Origin of the sequence: Thiocystis violacea, assembly GCF_016583575.1 — a bacterium.
In the GTDB taxonomy this organism is placed as follows: Bacteria; Pseudomonadota; Gammaproteobacteria; order Chromatiales; family Chromatiaceae; genus Thiocystis; species Thiocystis violacea.
The window spans coordinates 1-20,391 of record NZ_NRRG01000052.1 but is presented as its reverse complement, the minus strand read 5'-3'; the positions used below and the strand labels follow the sequence as shown (position 1 = coordinate 20,391).

18 protein-coding genes are annotated in these 20,391 nt (G+C 66.7%); 15 read left to right on the top strand and 3 right to left on the bottom strand.

Annotated elements, in window-relative coordinates; translation table 11 throughout:
- Positions 1–2: 2 nt before the first annotated feature.
- From CKO27_RS19345 to CKO27_RS19335, 3 genes are read left to right on the top strand one after another with little or no spacing between them, the layout of a single operon-like run.
- Positions 3–899, top strand: coding sequence for a substrate-binding domain-containing protein (locus CKO27_RS19345; RefSeq protein ID WP_207280958.1), 897 nt, complete (start codon positions 3–5; stop codon positions 897–899).
- Positions 896–2,335: a sensor histidine kinase gene (locus CKO27_RS19340; RefSeq protein ID WP_200376559.1), complete on the top strand. Its 1,440-nt coding sequence runs from the start codon at positions 896–898 to the stop codon at positions 2,333–2,335. Before CKO27_RS19345 ends, CKO27_RS19340 begins: the two co-directional genes overlap by 4 nt.
- On the top strand, positions 2,332–3,642 hold the full coding sequence (locus tag CKO27_RS19335; protein ID WP_200376558.1) for a sigma-54-dependent transcriptional regulator: 1,311 nt from the start codon (positions 2,332–2,334) through the stop codon (positions 3,640–3,642). The genes CKO27_RS19340 and CKO27_RS19335 overlap by 4 nt, the downstream gene beginning before the upstream one ends.
- A gap of 90 nt (positions 3,643–3,732) precedes the next feature.
- On the opposite strand, the gene moaA is transcribed toward CKO27_RS19335, so the two are convergent.
- On the bottom strand, positions 3,733–4,719 hold the full coding sequence (gene moaA / locus CKO27_RS19330) for a GTP 3',8-cyclase MoaA (protein WP_200376557.1): 987 nt from the start codon (positions 4,717–4,719) through the stop codon (positions 3,733–3,735).
- Positions 4,720–5,115: 396 nt separating this feature from the next.
- Between moaA and CKO27_RS19325 the strand changes: the two genes are divergently transcribed.
- From CKO27_RS19325 to CKO27_RS19315, 3 genes are all read left to right on the top strand, one after another.
- The gene (locus tag CKO27_RS19325; protein WP_200376556.1) at positions 5,116–6,033 is read left to right on the top strand and encodes an ATP-binding protein; all 918 of its coding nucleotides are present in this window, start codon (positions 5,116–5,118) and stop codon (positions 6,031–6,033) included.
- 92 nt (positions 6,034–6,125) lie between these two features.
- On the top strand, positions 6,126–8,708 hold the full coding sequence (locus tag CKO27_RS19320; protein ID WP_200376555.1) for a circularly permuted type 2 ATP-grasp protein: 2,583 nt from the start codon (positions 6,126–6,128) through the stop codon (positions 8,706–8,708).
- The gene (locus CKO27_RS19315; RefSeq protein ID WP_200376554.1) at positions 8,705–9,601 is read left to right on the top strand and encodes a transglutaminase family protein; all 897 of its coding nucleotides are present in this window, start codon (positions 8,705–8,707) and stop codon (positions 9,599–9,601) included. The genes CKO27_RS19320 and CKO27_RS19315 overlap by 4 nt, the downstream gene beginning before the upstream one ends.
- Here the strand turns inward: CKO27_RS19315 and CKO27_RS19310 are convergent.
- On the bottom strand, positions 9,598–10,137 hold the full coding sequence (locus CKO27_RS19310) for a gamma carbonic anhydrase family protein (RefSeq protein ID WP_200376553.1): 540 nt from the start codon (positions 10,135–10,137) through the stop codon (positions 9,598–9,600). The genes CKO27_RS19315 and CKO27_RS19310 overlap by 4 nt on opposite strands.
- Before the next feature lie 85 nt (positions 10,138–10,222).
- Here CKO27_RS19310 and CKO27_RS19305 point away from each other — a divergent pair, with 85 nt between their 5' ends.
- Complete coding sequence (locus CKO27_RS19305) at positions 10,223–11,467, top strand: YfiM family lipoprotein (protein WP_200376552.1); 1,245 nt, start codon at positions 10,223–10,225, stop codon at positions 11,465–11,467.
- 30 nt (positions 11,468–11,497) lie between these two features.
- Here the strand turns inward: CKO27_RS19305 and CKO27_RS19300 are convergent, their stop codons facing one another.
- Positions 11,498–12,205 (bottom strand): double zinc ribbon domain-containing protein, encoded by a 708-nt coding sequence (locus CKO27_RS19300; protein ID WP_200376551.1) that lies wholly within the window; start codon positions 12,203–12,205, stop codon positions 11,498–11,500.
- 202 nt (positions 12,206–12,407) lie between these two features.
- Between CKO27_RS19300 and bioB the strand changes: the two genes are divergently transcribed.
- The 8 genes from bioB (at position 12,408) to CKO27_RS19260 (ending at position 20,118) form a co-directional block, all read left to right on the top strand.
- Complete coding sequence (gene bioB, locus CKO27_RS19295) at positions 12,408–13,436, top strand: biotin synthase BioB (RefSeq protein WP_200376550.1); 1,029 nt, start codon at positions 12,408–12,410, stop codon at positions 13,434–13,436.
- 23 nt (positions 13,437–13,459) lie between these two features.
- Positions 13,460–14,635 carry an 8-amino-7-oxononanoate synthase gene (gene bioF / locus CKO27_RS19290; protein ID WP_200376549.1) on the top strand — a complete coding sequence of 392 codons (1,176 nt, stop codon included), beginning with the start codon at positions 13,460–13,462 and terminating at the stop codon, positions 14,633–14,635.
- Positions 14,636–14,705: 70 nt separating this feature from the next.
- Positions 14,706–15,449 (top strand): pimeloyl-ACP methyl ester esterase BioH, encoded by a 744-nt coding sequence (gene bioH, locus CKO27_RS19285; protein WP_200376571.1) that lies wholly within the window; start codon positions 14,706–14,708, stop codon positions 15,447–15,449.
- Positions 15,450–15,476: 27 nt separating this feature from the next.
- Complete coding sequence (bioC, locus tag CKO27_RS19280; RefSeq protein ID WP_200376548.1) at positions 15,477–16,373, top strand: malonyl-ACP O-methyltransferase BioC; 897 nt, start codon at positions 15,477–15,479, stop codon at positions 16,371–16,373.
- On the top strand, positions 16,370–17,086 hold the full coding sequence (gene bioD, locus CKO27_RS19275; RefSeq protein WP_200376547.1) for a dethiobiotin synthase: 717 nt from the start codon (positions 16,370–16,372) through the stop codon (positions 17,084–17,086). The genes bioC and bioD overlap by 4 nt, the downstream gene beginning before the upstream one ends.
- 242 nt (positions 17,087–17,328) lie before the next feature.
- Positions 17,329–18,540: a D-alanyl-D-alanine carboxypeptidase/D-alanyl-D-alanine-endopeptidase gene (locus CKO27_RS19270; RefSeq protein ID WP_200376546.1), complete on the top strand. Its 1,212-nt coding sequence runs from the start codon at positions 17,329–17,331 to the stop codon at positions 18,538–18,540.
- 42 nt (positions 18,541–18,582) lie between these two features.
- Positions 18,583–19,461, top strand: a complete 879-nt coding sequence (locus CKO27_RS19265; RefSeq protein ID WP_200376545.1) for a trypsin-like peptidase domain-containing protein — start codon at positions 18,583–18,585, stop codon at positions 19,459–19,461.
- A gap of 228 nt (positions 19,462–19,689) precedes the next feature.
- Positions 19,690–20,118 (top strand): FKBP-type peptidyl-prolyl cis-trans isomerase, encoded by a 429-nt coding sequence (locus CKO27_RS19260; RefSeq protein ID WP_200376544.1) that lies wholly within the window; start codon positions 19,690–19,692, stop codon positions 20,116–20,118.
- Positions 20,119–20,391 lie beyond the last annotated feature (273 nt).

Here is a 20,391-nt window from a genome sequence, read left to right as displayed (position 1 = left end):
CATTGATCCAGGCTCGCCGTGATGTCCTCCTCGCACTTGGCCTCTTCTGTGCCAGCCGCGCCATCTGGTGCGACAACGCGCAAGCGGATGCGCCCGGAGATCGCGATACGGCCTCCAAGACGGCCCTGCGCTTCGGCTTGACGCCGGTCATCCTCGATGACCGCATCGCCTTTCTCCGACTCTGGGCGAACTGGCTGGAGCAGCAGTTGAACCGCCCGGTCGTCTTCGTGCAGCGCTCGCGTTACCGGGAAATCATGGATTTGCTCTTGCGTGACAGGCTGGATCTCGCCTGGATCTGCGGCTACCCCTATGTGCAACATCAACAAGCACTGTCACTGATCGCCGTACCCAAGTTTCAGGGTCAACCCCTCTACCAGTCCTACATCATCGTCGCCACCGAATCGCCCTTCGAATCGCTGTCGGATCTCCAGGGACGACTGTTCGCCTGGTCCGATCCAGACTCGAATTCCGGTTATCTGTATCCGCGCTTCGCGCTCATGGCGCAGGGGCACGATCCGGACCATTTTTTCCGCCGAACCTTTTTCACCTGGGGGCATCGTCACTGTATCGAGGCGGTCGCCGCGGGGCTCGCGGATGGGGCGGCCGTGGACAGCTATGTCTGGGAGACGCTTGCCTTGCGCAATCCCGAGCTGACCCAAGGGACTCGCATCATCCTTCGCTCTCCCCTGTTCGGGTTTCCGCCTCTGGTGGGCGCGCCCGGTCTGGCTGACACGGACTTACAGACGATCCGCCGCGTCCTCCTAGCCCAGGAAGCCAACCAGACCGGCAACCGCTTACTAGGCGAGCTGAGTCTGGATGGATTCGTCGCCGCGCAACCAAGCCTGTTCCGCGAGATTGCACGGATGGCCGAGACCGTCCGTCCGGGATCCGCGCCATGACCCTCAAGCTCTCCAGCTATCGGCATCGATTGCCCCTGAGTCTGAGTGTCGCGGCCATTGCGACCGCGATTCTGATGGCGTTATCCCTGGGGCTACAGACACTCGACAATCTGCGCGAGGATCAGGGTCACAACGCCTTGCGTCTGGGTCACGCCATGTCGGAGGTCTTGGTGCAGGCACTGCGTCACGATGACGTCTGGCTGGCCTATTCGCTCTTGCGGGGACCAGAAGAGAACGTGGCGGACGCGACCTGGCTCCTGGTCGATGAGACGGAGCGGATCTTCGCCAGTAACCGCCCCGCGCGCTATCGACTCGATCAGCCCTTGAAGGAGGCTATCGTCTGGCTGCCGACATCCGTCCCCTGGCATGAAACAGCGGCCCTTGGCAGGGTTCATCCGATCGCGACCCAGCCTGATGGAACCCGTCGCGTGCTCAGACTCCAGCTCGCGAGTGATGGAACCCCAGTGGGCGAGTTGGTTGGCTTGCTCTCCGACGCGCCCTTTCTCGGTCGTTTTCGCGAAATCCTCCTCGGCGGCATCCTGGTGACTGGGGGCGTGCTCCTGGTCCTGCTGCCGATCGGCTGGCTGTGGGGACGCCGGATGGCGTCCCCACTGACGCAACTGGCCAGCTGCATGGCGTTGGTTGGCAAGGAGGATCCCCGGCGTCTGCGCTACCTGGTCCCGGACAGCGACTCGGAGATCGGTCAGCTCGGGCGCCAGTTCGCGGCGATGCTCTCCGCGCTGGCCGAAAAAGAGGCGCTGGAACGGCAAATGGTCCAAGCCGAGCGCCTGGCGGCCGTGGGGCGCGTGGCGGCGGGTGTCGCGCACGAAGTCAACAACCCGCTCGGTGGCATGCTGATGGCAATCGATACCTATCGTCAGGCCCACGAGATCGACGCGCGAACCAGTCGCCTGCTGGATCTGATGGACCGAGCACTCCAGCAGATCCGGGGGTCCGTATCGGCGCTCCTGGTCGAAGCACGGGGCGATACGCGCACACTCACCGCGCAGGATCTGGAGGACGTCAGAACCCTGATCCAGCCCAAGCTCGCGTGCTCGTCGGTCATCCTGACCTGGCGAAATGGCTTCGCGGCCCCGACCAACCTGCCAGCGGCCCCAGTGCGGCAATTGCTTCTGAATCTGCTCTTGAATGCCGTTCAGGCCGCGCGGGACGGTGGCCAGGTTCAGGTCGAACTGAGCGCGGAGGAGAAGCGCCTCTTGATGCGGGTCGACAACTCCGGCCTCACCCTTCCGCCCGAGCAACTGGCCCATCTTTTCGAACCCTATCCGGAGGCTCGCCCAAAGGCCCAGGGGCTGGGATTGTGGATCTGTTACCAGATCGTATCCCAACTCGGCGGCACCATTCGGGTGATGTCCGAAGTGGGTCTCACCCGTTTCCAGGTGGCGTTGCCGTTGAGGGTCGGGGGTGCTGAATGACCCGGATCTGCCTGATCGAGGACGACGCCATCATGGGCGAGGCACTCGTGGAACGCCTCGCGCTGGAGGGGTTCAGCGTCGATTGGCAGCGCAGCGGCCGCGAGGGATTCGAATGCCTGGTCGCGGAACGATTCGATCTCGCCATCCTCGACGTCAATCTCCCGGATCTCTCGGGCATCGCGCTGTTCGAACGGCTGATCGCGACCCTTGAAGCCGTTCCACCCACACTTTTCATCACCGGCTATGGGACCATCGAAGACGCGGTCCGCCTGCTCAAGCTCGGTGCGATCGACTACCTGACCAAGCCACTCAACCCAACCGATCTGATCGACAAGGTCCGGGCGCTCGCCGGAGCGGGAGGGAAAACGGGAGAAGTGCCCCCGGCGGATCGTCTGGGTATCTCTCCTGTCATGTGTCGCATCGCCTCCGAGCTGACCCGGCTCGCGCGGCATCCGCGCACGCCTGTCTTGATCAATGGAGAATCCGGGGTGGGGAAAGAGGTGGTGGCGCGCCGGCTGCATCAGCTCCAGTGCCCCCAATCGCCCTTCGTCGCCGTCAATTGCGCGGCCCTGCCCGAGAGTCTGATCGAGGCGGAACTCTTCGGTCATGAGCGGGGCGCCTACACCGGAGCGGACCGGCGCCGGGCGGGGGTCTTCGAGCAGGCGGGAGATGGGATCCTGTTTCTGGACGAAATCGGCGACATGCCCTTGGCCCTGCAATCGCGTCTGCTGCGCGTCGCGCAGTCGCGTCAGTTGACCCGTATCGGTGGGGCCGGTTCGTTGGACGTCCCCGCGCGCCTGGTGTGCGCTACCCATCGGGATCTCGCGGCACTGGTCCGCGCAGGCGCCTTCCGCGAGGATCTCTATTACCGTGTGCGGGTTCTGGAAATCCTGATTCCGCCGCTGCGTGAGCGTCCGGAAGACATCCTCTGGCTGGCCGAGCGCTATGTCGCCGAGCACGCGAAACGTTACCCGGAAGAGCGTCGCTTGCTGGCCCCCCAGGATTGCGAGCGGCTCCTCGATCATCATTGGCCGGGTAATATCCGAGAGCTCCATCATGCACTGGAGCGCGCCTGCATCCTGGGACAGGGCGAGCGTCTGGCCCTGGATCCGCTCGGCGCGTCAACGATGGAAACAGGACTTAAGGCCCATGCCCAGGCGGGTGAGCGGACCGCGATTCTAGCGGCGCTGGCCGAGCACGCCTTCAACATGACTGTCACGGCCGAGCACCTCGGGGTCAGTCGCAAGACGCTGTGGCAAAAAATGAAGCGCTATGGGATTTCACGACCTGTCGGAACCAGCGGCTGAACGCGCTGGCTTGACTGGCAACGGACGTCCGCGTCCCCAGCACGGCGGCATCCAGCGACCACATCGCCGCTGTTCACCAGCACCGTGCCGTTATCCCCCGGTCATGGCCATGAAGCGGGGCACTTGAGTTGGCCGCTCGCGGAATCCGTGTTGCTCGGGTTTGAGCGCCATCGCGGCGCGTAGCTGATCGATCAGTTCGTCATCGGTCAGCCCCGCGCGCAGGAGCGCGCCTAATGGATAGCGGTTTTCCTGACCGAGACAGAGATGGAGTGTGCCATCGACGCCAAGTCTGACGCGATTGCAGGTCGCGCAGAAGTGCTGGGAGATCGGGGTGATGAAACCGATGCGGGTCGCGCTGGCGCTCAGACGAAAATACCGCGCGGGGCCGCCGCCGGGCAGGATGTCGGGAATCAGCTCGAAGCGCCGCTCTAGACGCTGCTTAACCTCTTGAAGGTCGATGTACTCAGCGAGCACGGCCTGCCCGGTGCGACCCATCGGCATGGTTTCGATCAGGCGCAGGGTGAAATCCCGCTCGGCACAGAACTCCAGAATGGACTCGATCTCGCCATCGTTGACGCCGCGCATGACCACGGTATTGACCCGGATTGGCGAGAAACCGGCGCGGCGTGCCGCCTCGATCCCACGTAACACCAGTTCCAGCGAGCCACCCGTGACCTGCTCGAAGATGCGTGGCCGCAGGCTGTCGAGGCTCACATTCAACCGCCTCACACCGGCCCGGAACAAGGGTTCGGCGAGCGTTTCCATGCGGGTGCAGTTGCTCGACAGCGCGAGATCCTCGATTCCCGGCAGGCTGGCCAGGCGCCGGGCGAGCAGCGGTAGATCACGGCGTACCAGCGGCTCACCGCCGGTGAGACGAACATGGCTCACGCCCAGCAGGGTAAAGGCCTGTACCAAGCGTGCGACTTCATCGACGGTGAGCCAATGGGCAGGCTCCTCGAATCCCTTGAAACCCTTGGGCAAGCAATAGCGGCAGCGCAGGTCGCAGCGGTCGGTGACCGACAGACGCAGGTAGTCGATGCGTCGCCCAAAAGAATCGGTTAATACCTGACGGGTCATGACCAGTGTCCTCCTCGACCTCTAAGCGATAAGCAAATTTTACGCCAATCACAGGAGCCTTGGACGGCGGCCTCGCGCGGTCCGAGCGCCTGGATCTGGGTTACCTATCGGTAACGGATCGACCCTAGGCCGTTACAAAATGGAAACAGTCGCGATCACTGGCTGTTCGAGGTGGTTTCCCTCATCCAGAAACCGTTTGCGAGCGTCGCCTGACGCCTCGGAAGTCGTGACGCAATCGATTTCCGCTCGGTACGGGGGACGACGGATCCGGCATACTCCAAGGGGCAGGCCAATAGCCTTCCAGCCGATCCTCTTGCCCGGACCCTCGGGTACCGCCGCTGACGTGATGAGGCACCCTTCAAGCACCCGCTCCCAACTCAGCCGTGAATTCGTCCAATGTCCAGATCCGATTACACCTTCAACCGCCTTGACGCCCTGCTCGACCGCCTGGAGCGCCTGCTCCCGGCGGACAGCGCCCCGACCGACTGGTCCGCGCACGCCTTTCGCTGGCGCCGTGACGCCGGGCGCGGCTGGCTCCAGCCGGTGCCGGCGCCGCACCGCCTCGCGCTCGACGATCTGCTCTGCCTGGAGCGCCAGAAGGCGGAGATCGACCGCAACACCCGTCAGTTCCTCGCCGGGCGCGGATCCAATAATGTGCTGCTCTGGGGTTCGCGCGGCACCGGCAAGTCCTCGCTCGTCAAGGCGGTGTTCAATGCCCATCGCACGGCGGGGCTGCGTCTGATCGAGGTCGACAAGGACGATCTGATCCAGCTCCCGGATCTCCTGGAGCGGATCCGCGACCGCCCCGAGCGCTTTATCCTGTTCTGCGACGATCTTTCCTTCGAGGCCAGCGAATCGGGCTACAAGGCGCTCAAGGCCGCGCTCGACGGCTCGATCTCGGCGACGCCGGACAACGTTCTCATCTACGCCACCTCCAACCGCCGCCACCTGCTGCCCGAGTTCCAGTCCGAGAATCGCGAGGCACGCTTTCAGGATGGCGAACTGCACCAGGGCGAATCGGTCGAGGAGAAAATTTCGCTCTCCGACCGCTTCGGACTCTGGGTCGCCTTCCACCCCTTCAGCCAGGCGCAGTATCTCGGGGTCGTGCGTCACTGGGTGGCGCGACTCGGACTCCCGGACAGCGCGGGCGCGCCGCTTGACTGGGAACCCATTGAACGCGCCGCTCTCCAATGGGCACTGCGTCGCGGCTCGCGCAGCGGACGCGCGGCCTGGCAGTTCGCTCGCGATTGGGCGGGCCACGAGGCGTCGCCACCCGGCGCTTCCATCCTGCTTCGGGAACGCCCGAACCTCTGACCAACCGGCCGCGACCTTCGGGCGGGCCGCCTTGCAACCCCTGTGGATGACGTGTCTAATCCCCGTTCCGCGCACTGAACGAGCCCTGCCCCATGTCTTTACCCGATCTGGCGTCTTTCCCTGACCAACCGGGTCTGGTCGATAGCTACTCGCCCCGTCCCGATTGCTACGACGAGATGCGCACGGCCGAGGGCGAGGTTCGCCCGCATTGGCAGTATCTCCTGGACGCCCTGCGCACGCTCGGGCCGGCGGGGATCGAGGAGCGCTGGCGCGAGGCCTCGCGGCTCATTCGTGACAATGGGGTCACCTACAATCTGCACGGCGATCCACAGGGCATGTCGCGTCCCTGGGAACTCGACCTGCTGCCGCTGCTGATCCGCAGCGACGAATGGGCCGAGCTGGAGCGCGGACTCATTCAGCGCGCCGAGTTGTTCAACCTCATCCTGGTCGATCTCTATGGCCCCCGTGATCTGATCCGCCTGGAGCTGCTGCCGGCGGAGCTGATCGACGGTCATCCGGGCTATCTGCTGCCCTGTCGCGGCATCGAGTTCCCCGGCGGACGCCCCCTGGTGCAATACGCGGCGGATCTGACCCGCCTGCCGGACGGCGGCTGGCGCGTGATCGGCGACCGCACCCAAAGCCCGCTGGGCGCGGGCTACGCGCTGGAGAACCGGGTGGTGCTCTCGCGCGTGCTGCCGAGCCTCTTCCGCGATTCGCACGTCCACCGCCTGGCCGGCTTCTTCCGCTCCACCCGTCGGACCCTGACCCGCCTCGGGCCGCATCGGGGCGATGACGCCCGGGTCGTGGTCCTCACGCCCGGACCGCGCAACGAGGCCTATTTCGAACACGCCTACCTGGCCAACTATCTGGGCTACACGCTCGTCCAGGGCGGCGATCTCTCGGTGCGCGACGGCGCGCTCTGGCTGCGCACCCTGGGTCGGCTCGAACGCATCGATGCCGTGCTGCGGCGGGTCGACGACGCCTGGTGCGATCCGCTGGAACTGCGCGAGGACTCGCTGCTCGGCATCCCCGGACTGGTTCAGGCGGCGCGTCTGGGCAACGTGACCCTGGCCAACGCCCTGGGCAGCGGGGTACTGGAGCACGCGGCGCTCGCGGCCTTCCTGCCGGCGCTCTGCCAGCACCTGCTCGGAGAGGAGCTGTTGCTGTCGGACATCCCGACCTGGTGGTGCGGGGATCCCGAGTCGCGCGCCCATGTGCTGAACAATCTCGACCGCCTGATCGTCAAGCCCATCGGCAAATCGCCCGATCAGCCCTTCCTGATCCCCGGCGCGATGGAACCGCCGGCGCGCGCGAAGCTGCTGCGCGCCATCCAGACCCATCCCAGCTATTACGTCGCCCAGGAACGCATCCAGCCCTCCACCGCACCGGCCCTGATCGGTCAGCGCCTGGAGCCCAGACCCACGGTGCTGCGCACCTTCCTGATCGCCGAGGAGGAGGGCTACACGGTGATGCCGGGGGGGCTGGGGCGGGTCTCGCTGGACGCCGAGACCATGCAGGTCTCCAACCAGCTCGGCGGGCTGGGCAAGGATGTCTGGGTGCTCGCCTCGGAGCCGGAGCGTCAGGAAAGCCTGCTGCCCATGTCCGAGACGACCCCCGCCGTCATCCAGGAAAGCGCGGTCTCCAGTCGGGTCGCGGACAATCTCTTCTGGATCGGCCGCTACGCCGAGCGAGCCGAGGGGCTGGTGCGTCTGCTGCGCATCACCATTTTCAAGTATTCCGAGCGCAGCGATTACGCGCTCACCAAGGCCAGTTCCTCCTGTCTGCGCTCGCTGCTGGAGGCCCTGACCAACCAGACCCAGTCGTTCCCAGGATTCGTCGGCGCCGGCGCGGAAGAGCGTCTGCGCGACCCCATCCCGGAACTGCTGTCGCTGATCTCGGATCGCACCCGAGCCGGCGGACTGCCCCGCACCCTGGAGGCCCTGGGACAGGCGGCCTATTCGGTGCGCGACCGGCTCTCGGCCGACACCTGGCGCATCATCGGCGATATCGAGGTGCTTCAGGCGAGTCTCTCCGATCATCCGCCCACGGTGCTCTCCCAGGCGCTCGACGACCTCGACCCGCTGGTCACCTCGCTGGTCGCCTTCTCCGGACTCTGCCAGGAGAACATGACCCACAACGAGGGCTGGCACTTCCTGGAAACCGGGCGGCGGCTGGAACGCGGCACCGCCATCGCCACGCTCCTGCACTCGACCCTGGTGCCCGTGTCGAGCGATCAGGATGAGAATCTGGTGATCGAGGCGGTGCTCGGCGTGACCGACAGTCTCATCACCTACCGCCGCCGCTACCGGGGCGGAACCCGCGTCGGTGCCCTGCTGGACCTGGTCCTTCAGGACGAGGGCAATCCGCGCGCCCTGGCCTATCAACTGAAGATGCTCGAAAAGCTGGCCACGGAGCTGCCGCGCGGCGATCTGGCGGTCGGTCGCACGCCGGTCGAGAAACTGGTGCTGCGCAGCCTGACCAACATCCGGCTCGCCGAGATCAACGCCCTGATTCAGCTCGACAAACAGGGAACGCGACGGGTCGCGCTGGCGAGGATGCTCATCGATCTCACCAATGAGTTCGCCGCCGTCTCCGACGCCATCACGGCCCAGTATTTCCGCCACGAGGAACAGCCACACAGTCTCTTGCGCCGGACCGGGGCCGCGCTCTCATGAGGTACCGCATTCAACATGTGACTCGCTACGAGTACGCGGAGCCGGTTTCGCTCTGTCACAGCATCGCGCATCTCAAGCCACTGAGCACGCGCCTGCAACGCTGTCTATCGTCGAGCATCCGGGTCGATCCCTGGCCCGCCGTCAGCCGTGAGCACGAGGACTTCTTCGGCAACCGGGTCAGCTATTTCTCGATCCAGCAGGCCCACAGCGCGCTCGAGGTCACGGCCGTCAGCGAGTTGGACATCACGCCGCTGGTGCCGCCCGAGGCGGGCCGCACCACCCCCTGGGAGCACGCCCTCGAACGGCTTCACGACCGGGGCGACGGTCTCATGACGGATGCCCGGATCTTCAGCCTGCCCTCCCCCCAGGTGCCCATGGAGACGAGCGCCCGCAAATATGCCGCCATCTCCTTTACCAAGGGCCGACCCATCCTGGAGGCCACGTTGGATCTCATGGCCCGGATCCATGGTGAATTCGAGTACGACCCGACCTCGACCACCATCGCCACGCCGGTCGCCGAGGTCATGGAGCAGCGCCGGGGGGTGTGTCAGGATTTCGCCCATGTCGCCATCGCCGGACTGCGCGGACTGGGGCTCGCCGTGCGCTATGTCAGCGGTTATCTGGAGACCCTGCCGCCACCCGGACAGGTCAAGATGCAGGGTGCCGATGCCTCTCACGCCTGGTTCTCGGTCCTGGTGCCCGATCATGGCTGGATCGATTTCGACCCGACCAACAATCTGATCCCGGTGGATCAACACATCACCACCGCGATCGGTCGGGATTTCCAGGATGTCACGCCGCTGCGCGGCATCTTCTACGGTGGCGGCACCCACGATCTGCTGGTCGCCGTGGACGTGAACCGGATCCCGGACGCGCCGGCCGCCAAGCCCTAGACTGGCTCGGCGCGATAGCGCTCGGCGAGCCGGACATAGTTGGCGGCGACATAGTCCAGATATTCGAGTTCCTGGTCCGTCAAGGGTCGCGCCCGGCGCGCCGGCGCGCCCAGCCAGAGATAGCCGCCCTCCAGTACCTGACGGGGCGTCACCAAGGATCCGGCGCCCAGCATGACGCGCGGCTTGAGCACGGCCCGGTCGAGCACCCGCGCACCGATGCCGATCAGACAGTGGTCCTGGATCTCGCAGCCGTGCAGGACCACCTGATGGCCAATCGTGACGCCATCCTGGATGAGGATCGGCGCCCCACCCGGCATGAAGCGGCTGTCGTGCGAGACGTGCAGGATGGAACCGTCCTGGATATTGGTCCCGGCCCCGATCTCGATGCGATGGATGTCGCCCCGCACCGCGCACAGCGGCCAGATGGACGAGCCCGATCCCAGGCGCACATCGCCGATCACCACGGCCGTCGCGTGAACCCAGGCATCGCTGGCGATGTCTGGATGTTGGCCCTCGAAACCCTGGATGTTGTTCATATCCGCTGACTATATCTCTTCCAACTGGAGTCTGATTTTCGATGTCCACTTGTTGGGCCGAATCATCCACCGACGGATTTCCGCCATGCGTCCGCTGATCAAAAGCCTCGTCTGGACGGCCGGCCTCGGCCTCGTCGCCATCCTGCTGCTGGGCCTGCTCCTGGTTCTGGACAGTCGCCCGCTGGTGGTCGAGGATCCCCAGCCGACCAGGGCCGAACGCCTCTGGCTGCGAAACTGGATCGCGACCAATCGTCCCAGGGTCGCGCGCGACGAGCCCGCCAACCAGCTCGAACTCAGCGAGCGCGAGGTCAGCCTCCTGGTCAATGAACTCCTGGACCGCACCGGTCAGGGGCGAGCGCGCGTCCGGCTCGGCGAGGCCCGCGCCAGTCTGGCCCTCTCGCTCAAGTTGCCCCTGGACCATCTCGATGGCTACCTCAACCTCCAGCTCGAACTGACGCAGGCCGAGTCGCTGCCCAGGGTGGAATCGGCGCGGGTCGCCGGGCTACCGATCCCCGGCCTGCTGGTCCAGACCCTGGCCGAGCGGGCGCTCGTGGCGATCGACCGCTCGCAACTGATCCACCAGGTCGAGTTCGCCCCGGACCGCCTCCGTGTCGGCTATGAATGGCGTCCGGACATGATGGAGCGGATCGGCAGCGGTTTCGTCGCCGACCTGGATCTGCCGGAGGTACTCAGGTATCAGGAGTCGCTCGACCGCTTCGCCGCCACCCGGCCGAAACGCGAGCCGCTGCTCCTGGCCGAGACCCTGTCGCATCTCCTGGCCCAGGCCGACGCCTCCGGGGCCGATCCGGTCGCGAGCAATCGCGCCCTGATCCTGGCCCTGGCCGCCTATGTCAATGGTCGCTCCATCCGCGACCCCGCCGCCGACGGGGTGCGTTCCAGCGTTCGCTATCGCCCGGTTCTCTTGCGTGGTCGTCGGGATCTGGGTCAACACTTCATGACCTCGGCGGCCATCGCCATCCAGGGCAACGATACCCTGTCCAACCTGCTGGGCTGGTACAAGGAGATGGCCGATTCCAATGGCGGAAGCGGTTTCAGCTTCCCGGACATGACCGCCAACCGGGCCGGGATCCGCTTCGCCCAGCTCGCCACCGAGAGCCCCGCGCGCGCCCAGGGACTTCAGGGATTCGCGCGTCGCGGCCTGAGCGAGGACGATTTCATGCCCCCGATCGATGGACTGCCCGAGGGAATGAGCCAGCAACGCTTCAACGAGCGCTTCGACGAGGCCAGACGCCAGGACTATCAGCGCCTGATCGCCTCGATCGACCGCCGCATCGAATCCCGACCGCTGTTTCGGCAACCGCCGGGATAGGGGCCGCGTCCCATCCGTCCCGACCGCCCGCTAGGGCGTCCTGGCGACGGTCCAGACATCGACTCGGCGGGCACCGGCCCCAAGCAGGATCCGACTCAGCTCGGAAATGGTGCTGCCCGTGGTCACCACGTCGTCGACGATGACCAGATGACTTCCGGCCAGATCGGCGGTCGCGGCGAAGGCGCCGCGGATGTTGCGCCGACGCGCGCGCTCGTCGAGACCCGCCTGAGGCGGTGTCGCCATGACACGGTGACAGACCTGGGCCGCGAGCGGAATCCCCAACTCACGCCCCAGGATCCGCGCGATCTCGTGCGCCTGGTTGTAACCGCGCTCGCGCTGGCGCCTGGGATGCAGCGGCACCGGAACCAGCCAATCCGGCCGGACCAGATCCAGCTCCCGCGCCCGCTCGGCGAGACACTGGCCCAAGAGGCGCACGGCATTGAGCCGTCCCCGAAACTTGGCGCCGGTGATCAGGGCGGGGATCGCGCCTTCGTAACGAAAGGCCGCCACGCAGCGATCGAAGGGTGGCGAGCGCTTCTGGCAGCGGCCACAGAGCGTCCCGACCGAAACCGCCGAGTCGAACGGAAGCGCGCAACACCCGCAGGCATGCGCATTGCGCGGCAGATCCGCCCGGCAGCCGGCGCAGAGATCGAGCCGCTGATCGCCTGGTGCGCCGCAGAGCTGACAGGTCGGCGGATAGAGCCAACCGATGAGTGTCTCGATGCCGATTCGGGTCACGCGCCCTCCCCTTCCATTCCTGTCATTCGCGACGAACCGCCGCGCGAACCCACGGGCGCCGGGATCGTCGGCACGGGAGTCAAGGTCGTTGTAAACCAGAAATCAAGAAACAAGTTGACAAGCGATCCAGGGTCTTTAGAGTTCCGGGCTTCCGTCATCGCGTCATCCGGACGCGACGTCCACTCGACTTGCCTTCCTAACCATGCCATTGACCCACACCACCTCCCAGCCGCGCAACGATTGGTCGCTCGACGAGATCGAGGCCATCCTCGACCAGCCCTTCAACGACCTGCTGTTTCAGGCCCAGGGCGTCCATCGCGCCCATTTCGATCCCAACCGGATCCAGGTCAGCACCCTGCTGAGCATCAAGACCGGCGCCTGTCCGGAGGATTGCGGCTATTGCGCCCAGAGCGCCCGGCACGAAACCAAGCTGGAGCCCGAGCGGCTGATGCCGGTCGAGGCGGTGCTGGAGGTGGCGCGCGAGGCGCGCGGACGGGGCGCCACCCGCTTCTGCATGGGCGCCGCCTGGCGCAACCCGACCGACCGCAATCTCGATCAGGTACTCGCCATGGTCGAGGGCGTCCATGCGTTGGGGATGGAGACCTGCGTCACCCTCGGCATGCTGACCGCCGCCCAGGCGCACCGGCTCAAGGACGCCGGGCTGGATTATTACAACCACAACCTGGACACCTCGCCCGAGTTCTACGGCCAGGTGATCAGCACCCGCACCTACCAGGATCGGCTCGATACCCTGGACCGTGTGCGCGAGGTCGGACTCAAGACCTGTAGCGGCGGCATCCTCGGCATGGGCGAGTCGCGCCGCGACCGCGCCTCCATGCTGCGCCAGCTCTCCAACCTGCCGGCGCATCCCGAGTCCGTCCCCATCAATCTGCTGGTGCGGGTCGAGGGCACGCCGCTCTTCGGCCAGGCGGCGCTCGATCCCTTCGAGTTCGTGCGCGTGGTCGCCGCCGCGCGCGTCCTCATGCCGGCCTCCCATGTCCGGCTTTCCGCCGGGCGCAGCGAGATGAGCGACGAGTTGCAGGCGCTCTGTTTCCTGGCCGGCGCCAACTCGATTTTCTACGGCGAGCGCCTGCTGACCACGCCCAACGCCGCGTCCGATCGGGACCGCCAGCTCTTCGAGCGCCTCGGACTCGCCTTCGAGGAGGTCGAGGCCGAACGTACCGAGCCCGGCGCCTGCAACAAGACCGTCGAGCACCGGATCCGGCTCTGAGCGCCGGACGATCCTTCCGACCCATGCCGACACGCCACACAGCGGACTCGGAACTGCGCCTTCGGCTCGACGCGCTGAAGGCCAGGGATCTCTATCGCCGACGCGCCGTTCAGGACGCCCCTCAACAGCCTTGCGCCATCGTCGACGGGCGTCCGATGCTGAGTTTCTGCGGGAACGACTATCTGGGGCTCGCCAATCATCCGGAGGTCATCGCCGCCCTGCGCCAGGGTGCGGAACGCTGGGGCGTGGGCAGCGGCGCGGCCCATCTGGTGAGCGGTCACAGCCGCGCGCATCAGGCTCTGGAGGAGGCGCTGGCCGAGTTCACCGCCCGCCCCAGGGCGCTGCTCTTCTCGACCGGCTACATGGCGAATCTCGGGGTCATCACGGCGCTGGCGGGACGGGGCGACAGCGTCTACCAGGACCGGCTCAACCATGCCTCGCTCCTCGACGGTGCCCTGCTCTCGCGCGCCAACCTGCGCCGCTATCCCCACACCGATGCCGCGACCCTCGGGCGTCTGATCGGCGAGGGTCCGGCCCGTCTCATCGTCACCGATGGTGTCTTCAGCATGGATGGCGATCTCGCCCCCCTGCCCGCGCTGGCGCCCATCGCCCGCGCCGCCGGCGCCTGGCTGATGGTCGACGACGCCCATGGTCTCGGCGTCCTGGGACGGAACGGTCGCGGATCCCTAGACCGTTTCGGTCTCGACTCCGAGGCAGTGCCCATCCTCATGGGAACCCTGGGCAAGGCGTTCGGCACCTTCGGCGCCTTCGTCGCCGGCTCGGAGGATCTGATCGAGACCCTGATCCAATCCGCGCGCAGCTACATCTACACCACGGCGACGCCACCGGCGCTGGCCGAGGCGACGCTCGCGAGCCTGCGGATCGCCGCCCGCGACGACTGGCGGCGCGAGCGGCTCGGGGTGCTGATCGCCCAGTTTCGCGCCGGCGCCGAACAGCTCGGACTGGCGCTCGCGGATTCACAAACCCCGATTCAGCCGCTGCTCGCCGGCAGCGCCGCCAGGGCGCTGCGCTGGAGCGCCGCGCTCGGGGAGGCCGGAATCCTGGTCGGAGCCATCCGTCCGCCGACGGTCCCCGAGGGAACCGCGCGGCTGCGCATCACGCTCTCGGCTGCCCATTCGGAAGCGGACGTGGAGCGACTCCTCGCGGCCCTGGCCCGGCTTCCAGTCGAGAGCCAATGATTCCCCTGTCCATCCAATCATTAGAGAGATCCCAGTGCCACACTCATCGGACACCCCCCACGACCTCGTGATGCTGCACGGGTGGGGCATGAACGCGGCCGTCTGGAACCAGGACCCGCGACACGGCTGGAACGGCCTGAACCAGCATCGCATCGAGCTTCCCGGCCACGGTGAAAGCCCCTTCCACGCGCACCTCGATGATCTCTGGCGCTGGGCCGATGTCTGTCTGGAGGCGGCGCCGCCACGGGCCATCTGGCTCGGCTGGTCGCTCGGCGGACTGGTCGCCATGGCCGCCGCGCTGCGCGCGCCCAAGCGGGTCGCCGGACTCATCCTGCTGACCGCCACGCCGCGCTTCGTTCAGGCCACCGACTGGATGCCCGCCATGCCGGAGGCGACGCTCGAACAGTTCCATGCCGCGCTGACCGGGGATCCATCCGGAACCCTGGCGCGCTTCCTCGCGCTCCAGGTCCAGGGCAGCGAGGAGGCGCGCGAGACCCTGCGTCTCCTGCGGCGCGAGCTGGCCACCCGGCCGGACGCGGACCCCGCCGCACTATCGCTGGGCCTGGATCTGCTGCGCGACGAGGATCTGCGCGGACCCTTGCCGGACATCCGCTGCCCGGCCCTCTGGCTGTTCGGCAGTCAGGACGCCCTGGTGCCCGCCAGGGTCGCCGAGCGGATCGAGCTGCTGATGCCCCAGGCCCAGGTCCAGATCATCCAGGGCGCCGCCCATGCCCCGCACCTCTCGCATCCAGGCGAGACTGGGGAGGCCGTCCGCGCCTTTCTCACCGGACTCGGGGTCGATCCCGAGTCCTGACGCCAGCGCCCGATGAATACCCACGCCATGACCCCGATCGACAAGCGACGTGCCCGGCTCGGTTTCGAGCGCGCCGCCGCCGACTACGACAGCGTCGCCCTGCTCCAGCGCGAGATAGCCGACCGGATGCTGGAACGGCTCGACTATGTGCGACTCGAACCCCAACGGATCCTGGATCTCGGCGCCGGGACCGGCTATGCCATCGACGCCCTGCACCGCCGCTACCCCAAGGCGCGCGTCATCGCCCTGGATTTCGCCCAGGGGATGCTGCTCCAGGCCCGCCGCCGGGGCCGCTGGCTGCGCCGTCCGCTGTGCGTCTGCGCGGACGCCGAGTCCCTGCCGCTGGCCGACGGCTCCATCGATCTCATCGTCTCCAACGCCACCATCCAGTGGTGCAACGATCTGGAACGGACCTTCGTGGACTGTCTGCGGGTGCTGCGTCCCGGCGGTCTGCTCCAGTTCACCACCTTCGGCCCGGATACGCTCAAGGAGCTGCGCGACGCCTGGAGCCGCGTGGACCGGCACAGCCATGTGAGCCCCTTCCCGGACATGCACGACGTTGGCGATGCCCTGGTGCGCGCCCGCTTCGCCGACCCCGTGCTGGATGCCGAGCGCCTGACCCTCACCTATGAAAGGGTGCATGACCTGATGCGCGACCTCAAGGTGCTGGGCGCGCGCAACGCCACCCAGGAGCGCCCGCGCGCCCTCGCCGGCCGCGCGCGCCTGGACGCCCTGGTGGCCGCCTACGAGGAACATCGGCGAGACGGTCGACTGCCGGCCAGTTACGAGGTGCTTCATGGTCATGCCTGGGCGCCGGAGCAAAAGCCGGTGACCGGAGGCGTCGCCATCCCCGTCTCGGCGATCGGCGGGCGTCGCGGGTCCGACCCAAGGCCGCGTGTGCGACCTGATCTCCAGACGCCATGAGCGGTCTTTTCGTCACCGGCACGGATACCGGCTGCGGCAAGACCGAGATCAGTCTGGGTCTGATGGCCGCCTTGCAAGCGCGCGGACTCCGCGTTCTGGCCATGAAGCCGGTCGCGAGTGGCGCCGTGCCCGGACCCGAGGGTCCGCGCAACGCGGATGCGCTCCGGCTCCAGGCCCAGGGCTCGACCCAGGCGCCCTATCATCTGGTCAACCCCCACGCCTTCGAGCCGCCGATCGCCCCCCATCTGGCGGCGGAGGCGGCCGGGGTCGCGATCAGTCTGAGCGGCATTCGCGACGCCTACCAGGCGCTCGGCCGGGAGGCCGATCTGGTCGTGGTCGAGGGCGTGGGCGGCTGGCGGGTTCCGCTCGGGCCGAACCTCTTTCTCGGCGACATCCCCAGGGCGCTAGGGCTGCCGGTGATCCTGGTCGTCGGGCTCAAGCTCGGCTGTCTCAATCACGCCCTATTGACGGTCGAGAGCCTCCGGGCGAACGGCGTCAGGCTCGCGGGCTGGGTCGGCAATCAGGTCGAGCCGGACATGCCGGCCCTGGCCGGGAACCTGGCCACCCTGAATGCGCTGATCGAGGCCCCTAGCCTCGGCGTCATACCCTGGCTGGCGACGCCGGATCCACGGACGATCGCGCGTCACCTGCATCTCGACCGTCTCGACCCCGAGACAACGCCTGCATGGCCCGCTCGCGATTCCGGGCTATGATAAGGCGATTCACGGGAAAGTCCGTACCCGACCGAAAGCTACGGAATTGGACAGGATTAACAGGATTCTTCAAGATTTACAGGATTAAAAACAGGGCTTTATAAATCCTGTCAATCCTGCGAAATCCTGTTAATCCTGTCCATGACGGGGCGAATCGCGGGGGACAAGGTTTCCCGGAAATCACCTCACCCCATCATCCTTCCCGCCCGCTTCGGGCCTGTTCAGCCATCGCCGATGCCTTCATGAAGACACCAGACCTCGCCAGAATCGCCCATCGACGCCTTTGGCTCGCCGCCCTGCTCCTGCCAACCCTGCTCGCATCGACCGTCGCTGCGGCCCCCGACCCGCTCGCGCAGGTCAAGGGGCTCGGCCAAGCCAGTCTGCTGGTCAAGGAGCACGGCCAGGATGTCATCGCCTATCAGGCCGATGTCCCGCGCGTACCCGCCTCGACCATGAAGGTTCTCACCGCCTTCGCGGCGCTGGAGACCCTGGGGCGCGACTTCCGATTCCGGACCGATGTGTTCCAGGACGCCGATGACTGGCTGTGGATCAAGGGTTACGCGGATCCCTATCTGGTGTCCGAGGAGTTGGATCGGATGGTCGCCGCGATCGGGCAAGCGGGTGTGCGTCGGGTCGCCGGCATCGGTCTGGACGACGGTTTCTTCAGCCCGGATGTCGAGATCGCCGGCCGCTCGTCCTCGAACAACCCCTACGACGCCCCGGTCACCGCCCTGGCGGCGAATTTCAACACGCTCAACCTGGTGCGCGACGGCGACCGGATCAGAAGCGCCGAGCCGCAGACGCCGCTCACCGCGACCGGCCGGCGCTTCGGTCAGTCCGGCCCGGCCGGCAAGCAGCGCGTGAATCTGCGCGAACGCGACATCGCCCTGCGCTATTTCGGCGAACTGCTGGCCGCCAAGCTGGAGGGCGCCGGCATCCAGGTCGGCGAGGGATCGCGCAACGGCCCCGTCCCGGCCGGCGCCCGGCGGATCCATCGTCATGCCAACAGCCGCACGCTGGCCGAGATGATCGAACCCATGCTCAAGCACTCCAATAATTTCATCGCCAACGCGCTCTTTCTGCGGCTGGCCGAGCCGGAGGGTCGAGGCCGTGTCAGCATGGTCGCGGCCCGACAGAGGATGACGGACTTCGCCCGTCGGCGTCTGGGCTGGCGGGACTTCGCCATCGACGACGGCGCGGGTCTCTCGCGCGCCAACCGGCTGAGCGCCCGTCAGCTCGTGGATCTGGTCGAAGCCTTCGCCCCCTATCGGGATCTGATGCCGGAGCAGGACGGCAACCCAAGCGTTCGCGCCAAGACGGGGACGCTGCGCGGGGTGAGCTGCTACGCCGGCTATGTGCGCCGCCAGGGCGAATGGGCGTCGTTCGCCCTGCTGATCAACCAGCCCGTTGATTACAATCTGAGACGCCGAGTCGCCAGCGGCCTGGCGCGCTGATCGCGCCTGGGTTTACCGGACCCCAACAGGATAGGACGCCCCATGCCCACCGTTCCCGAGTGCCTCCAGCCTCGTCAGGGGTTGTTTTCGCGTGGCTTCCGGGCCTTGCTCGCGCTCGCGCCTGTGCTGCTGCTCGCGGCCTGCGTCGCGACGCCGCCACCAACCGAGCCGCTCGGCGCGGCAACCGGAGGTCCGGCCGGACGCATCCTCGGCCAGGACGCGCGCGGCTATCCATCGCTGGCCCCCCTGATGCGTCAGGTAACGCCGGCGGTCGTCAGCATCGCGGTCGAGTCGCGAACCCAGGGCGAGGACTACCCCTTCCTGCGCGATCCCGAGTTTCGCCGCTTTCTCGATCGCATGGGCCTGCCGGCCCCCGAGATCGATGTCTCCGAACGGCGTCGCAGCCTGGGCTCGGGGGTGATCGTCGACGCCGCCAACGGCTATGTCATGACCAATAACCACCTACTCAAGGACGCCACCAGCATCACCGTCACGCTCAAGGACCGACGCAGCTTCCGCGCGCGCCGGCTGGGCTTCGACCAGGGCTCGGATGTCGCCATCCTCAAGATTCCGCCGGTCGCCATCCGCCCCCTGCCGTTCGGCGACTCGGATCGGCTCGAAGTCGGCGACTTCGTGATCGCGATCGGCAACCCCTTCGGGCTGGGACAGACCGTGACCATGGGGATCGTCAGCGCGGTCGAGCGCGCTGGCGTCGGGGGCAGTCAACTCGGAAAGTTGATCCAGACCGACGCCTCCATCAATCCCGGCAATTCAGGAGGCCCGCTGCTCAACCTGGCCGGCGAAGTCGTCGGCATCAACACCGCGCTGATCGGACCGAGCGGCGGCAACGTCGGCATCGGTTTCGCCGTGCCCAGCAATCGCGCCCGCAAGGCGCTGGGAAAGATCACCGGCCGGCCTTGAGTCCTCGACAGGGAATGGTTCCTCGCCTCGCGACCGGGGGCGAATACCCCGACGCGTGGCGGTTTGCACTCGCGGACCGACTGTTTTAGAGTGCGGACCGTTCTCACCGCTCGTCTCCCGTCTCGAATTTCCAGCGTCCGGTATTATTTGGATCCCTTCGTTACTCGGATCCGTTCGCTCCTTCGTCGCGGCCGGCGGGTTCAACGCACAGCGAGAGGAGCCTGGCCCATGTCCGAAGCCAAGCACGGCGATACCGTGCGGATTCACTACACTGGAACCCTCGACGACGGCACCGTTTTCGATTCCACCGTCGGCGGCGACCCCATCGAGTTCACCATCGGCGATGGCGGTATCATCCCCGGCTTCGAGATCGCGGTGACCGGGATGGCGCTCGGCGAGAGCAAGACGGTGACCATCGCCCCCGCTCAGGCCTACGGGGACTACAATGCCGAGATGACCCAGGAGGTTCCACGCTCCGCGATCCCTGACGAGATCGAACTGAGCGAGGGGATGATCCTCAGCGCCGAGAGTCCGGACGGCGTGCCCATTTCGTTCGTGGTCAAGGCGTTCGATGACCAACAGGTGACCATCGACGGGAACCATCCGCTGGCCGGCCGGGATCTGACCTTCGCCCTTGAACTGGTCGGGATCCGTTAGACGCGGGTCGGACGGGTTGCCGTCCAGGCGCGGGATGAAGATACTGGCCGCCAGTCCGTTCACCACCCTGCCCCGGATCGGGGCGAATCGTTTCCAGGCGCGAGGGCGATCACGCCTTCCGCCTGACCGGCCCCACCCTCGGGCGGAAAGACATCCCTTAAGCCAGCCTTGGGAAGCATGACCCATGGATACCATGAAAGAGAAGGACCCCCAGGATCGATCGACTCCGCCAGTACCGACGGCCGACGCCGACACCCCCAACCCGTCGCCCGC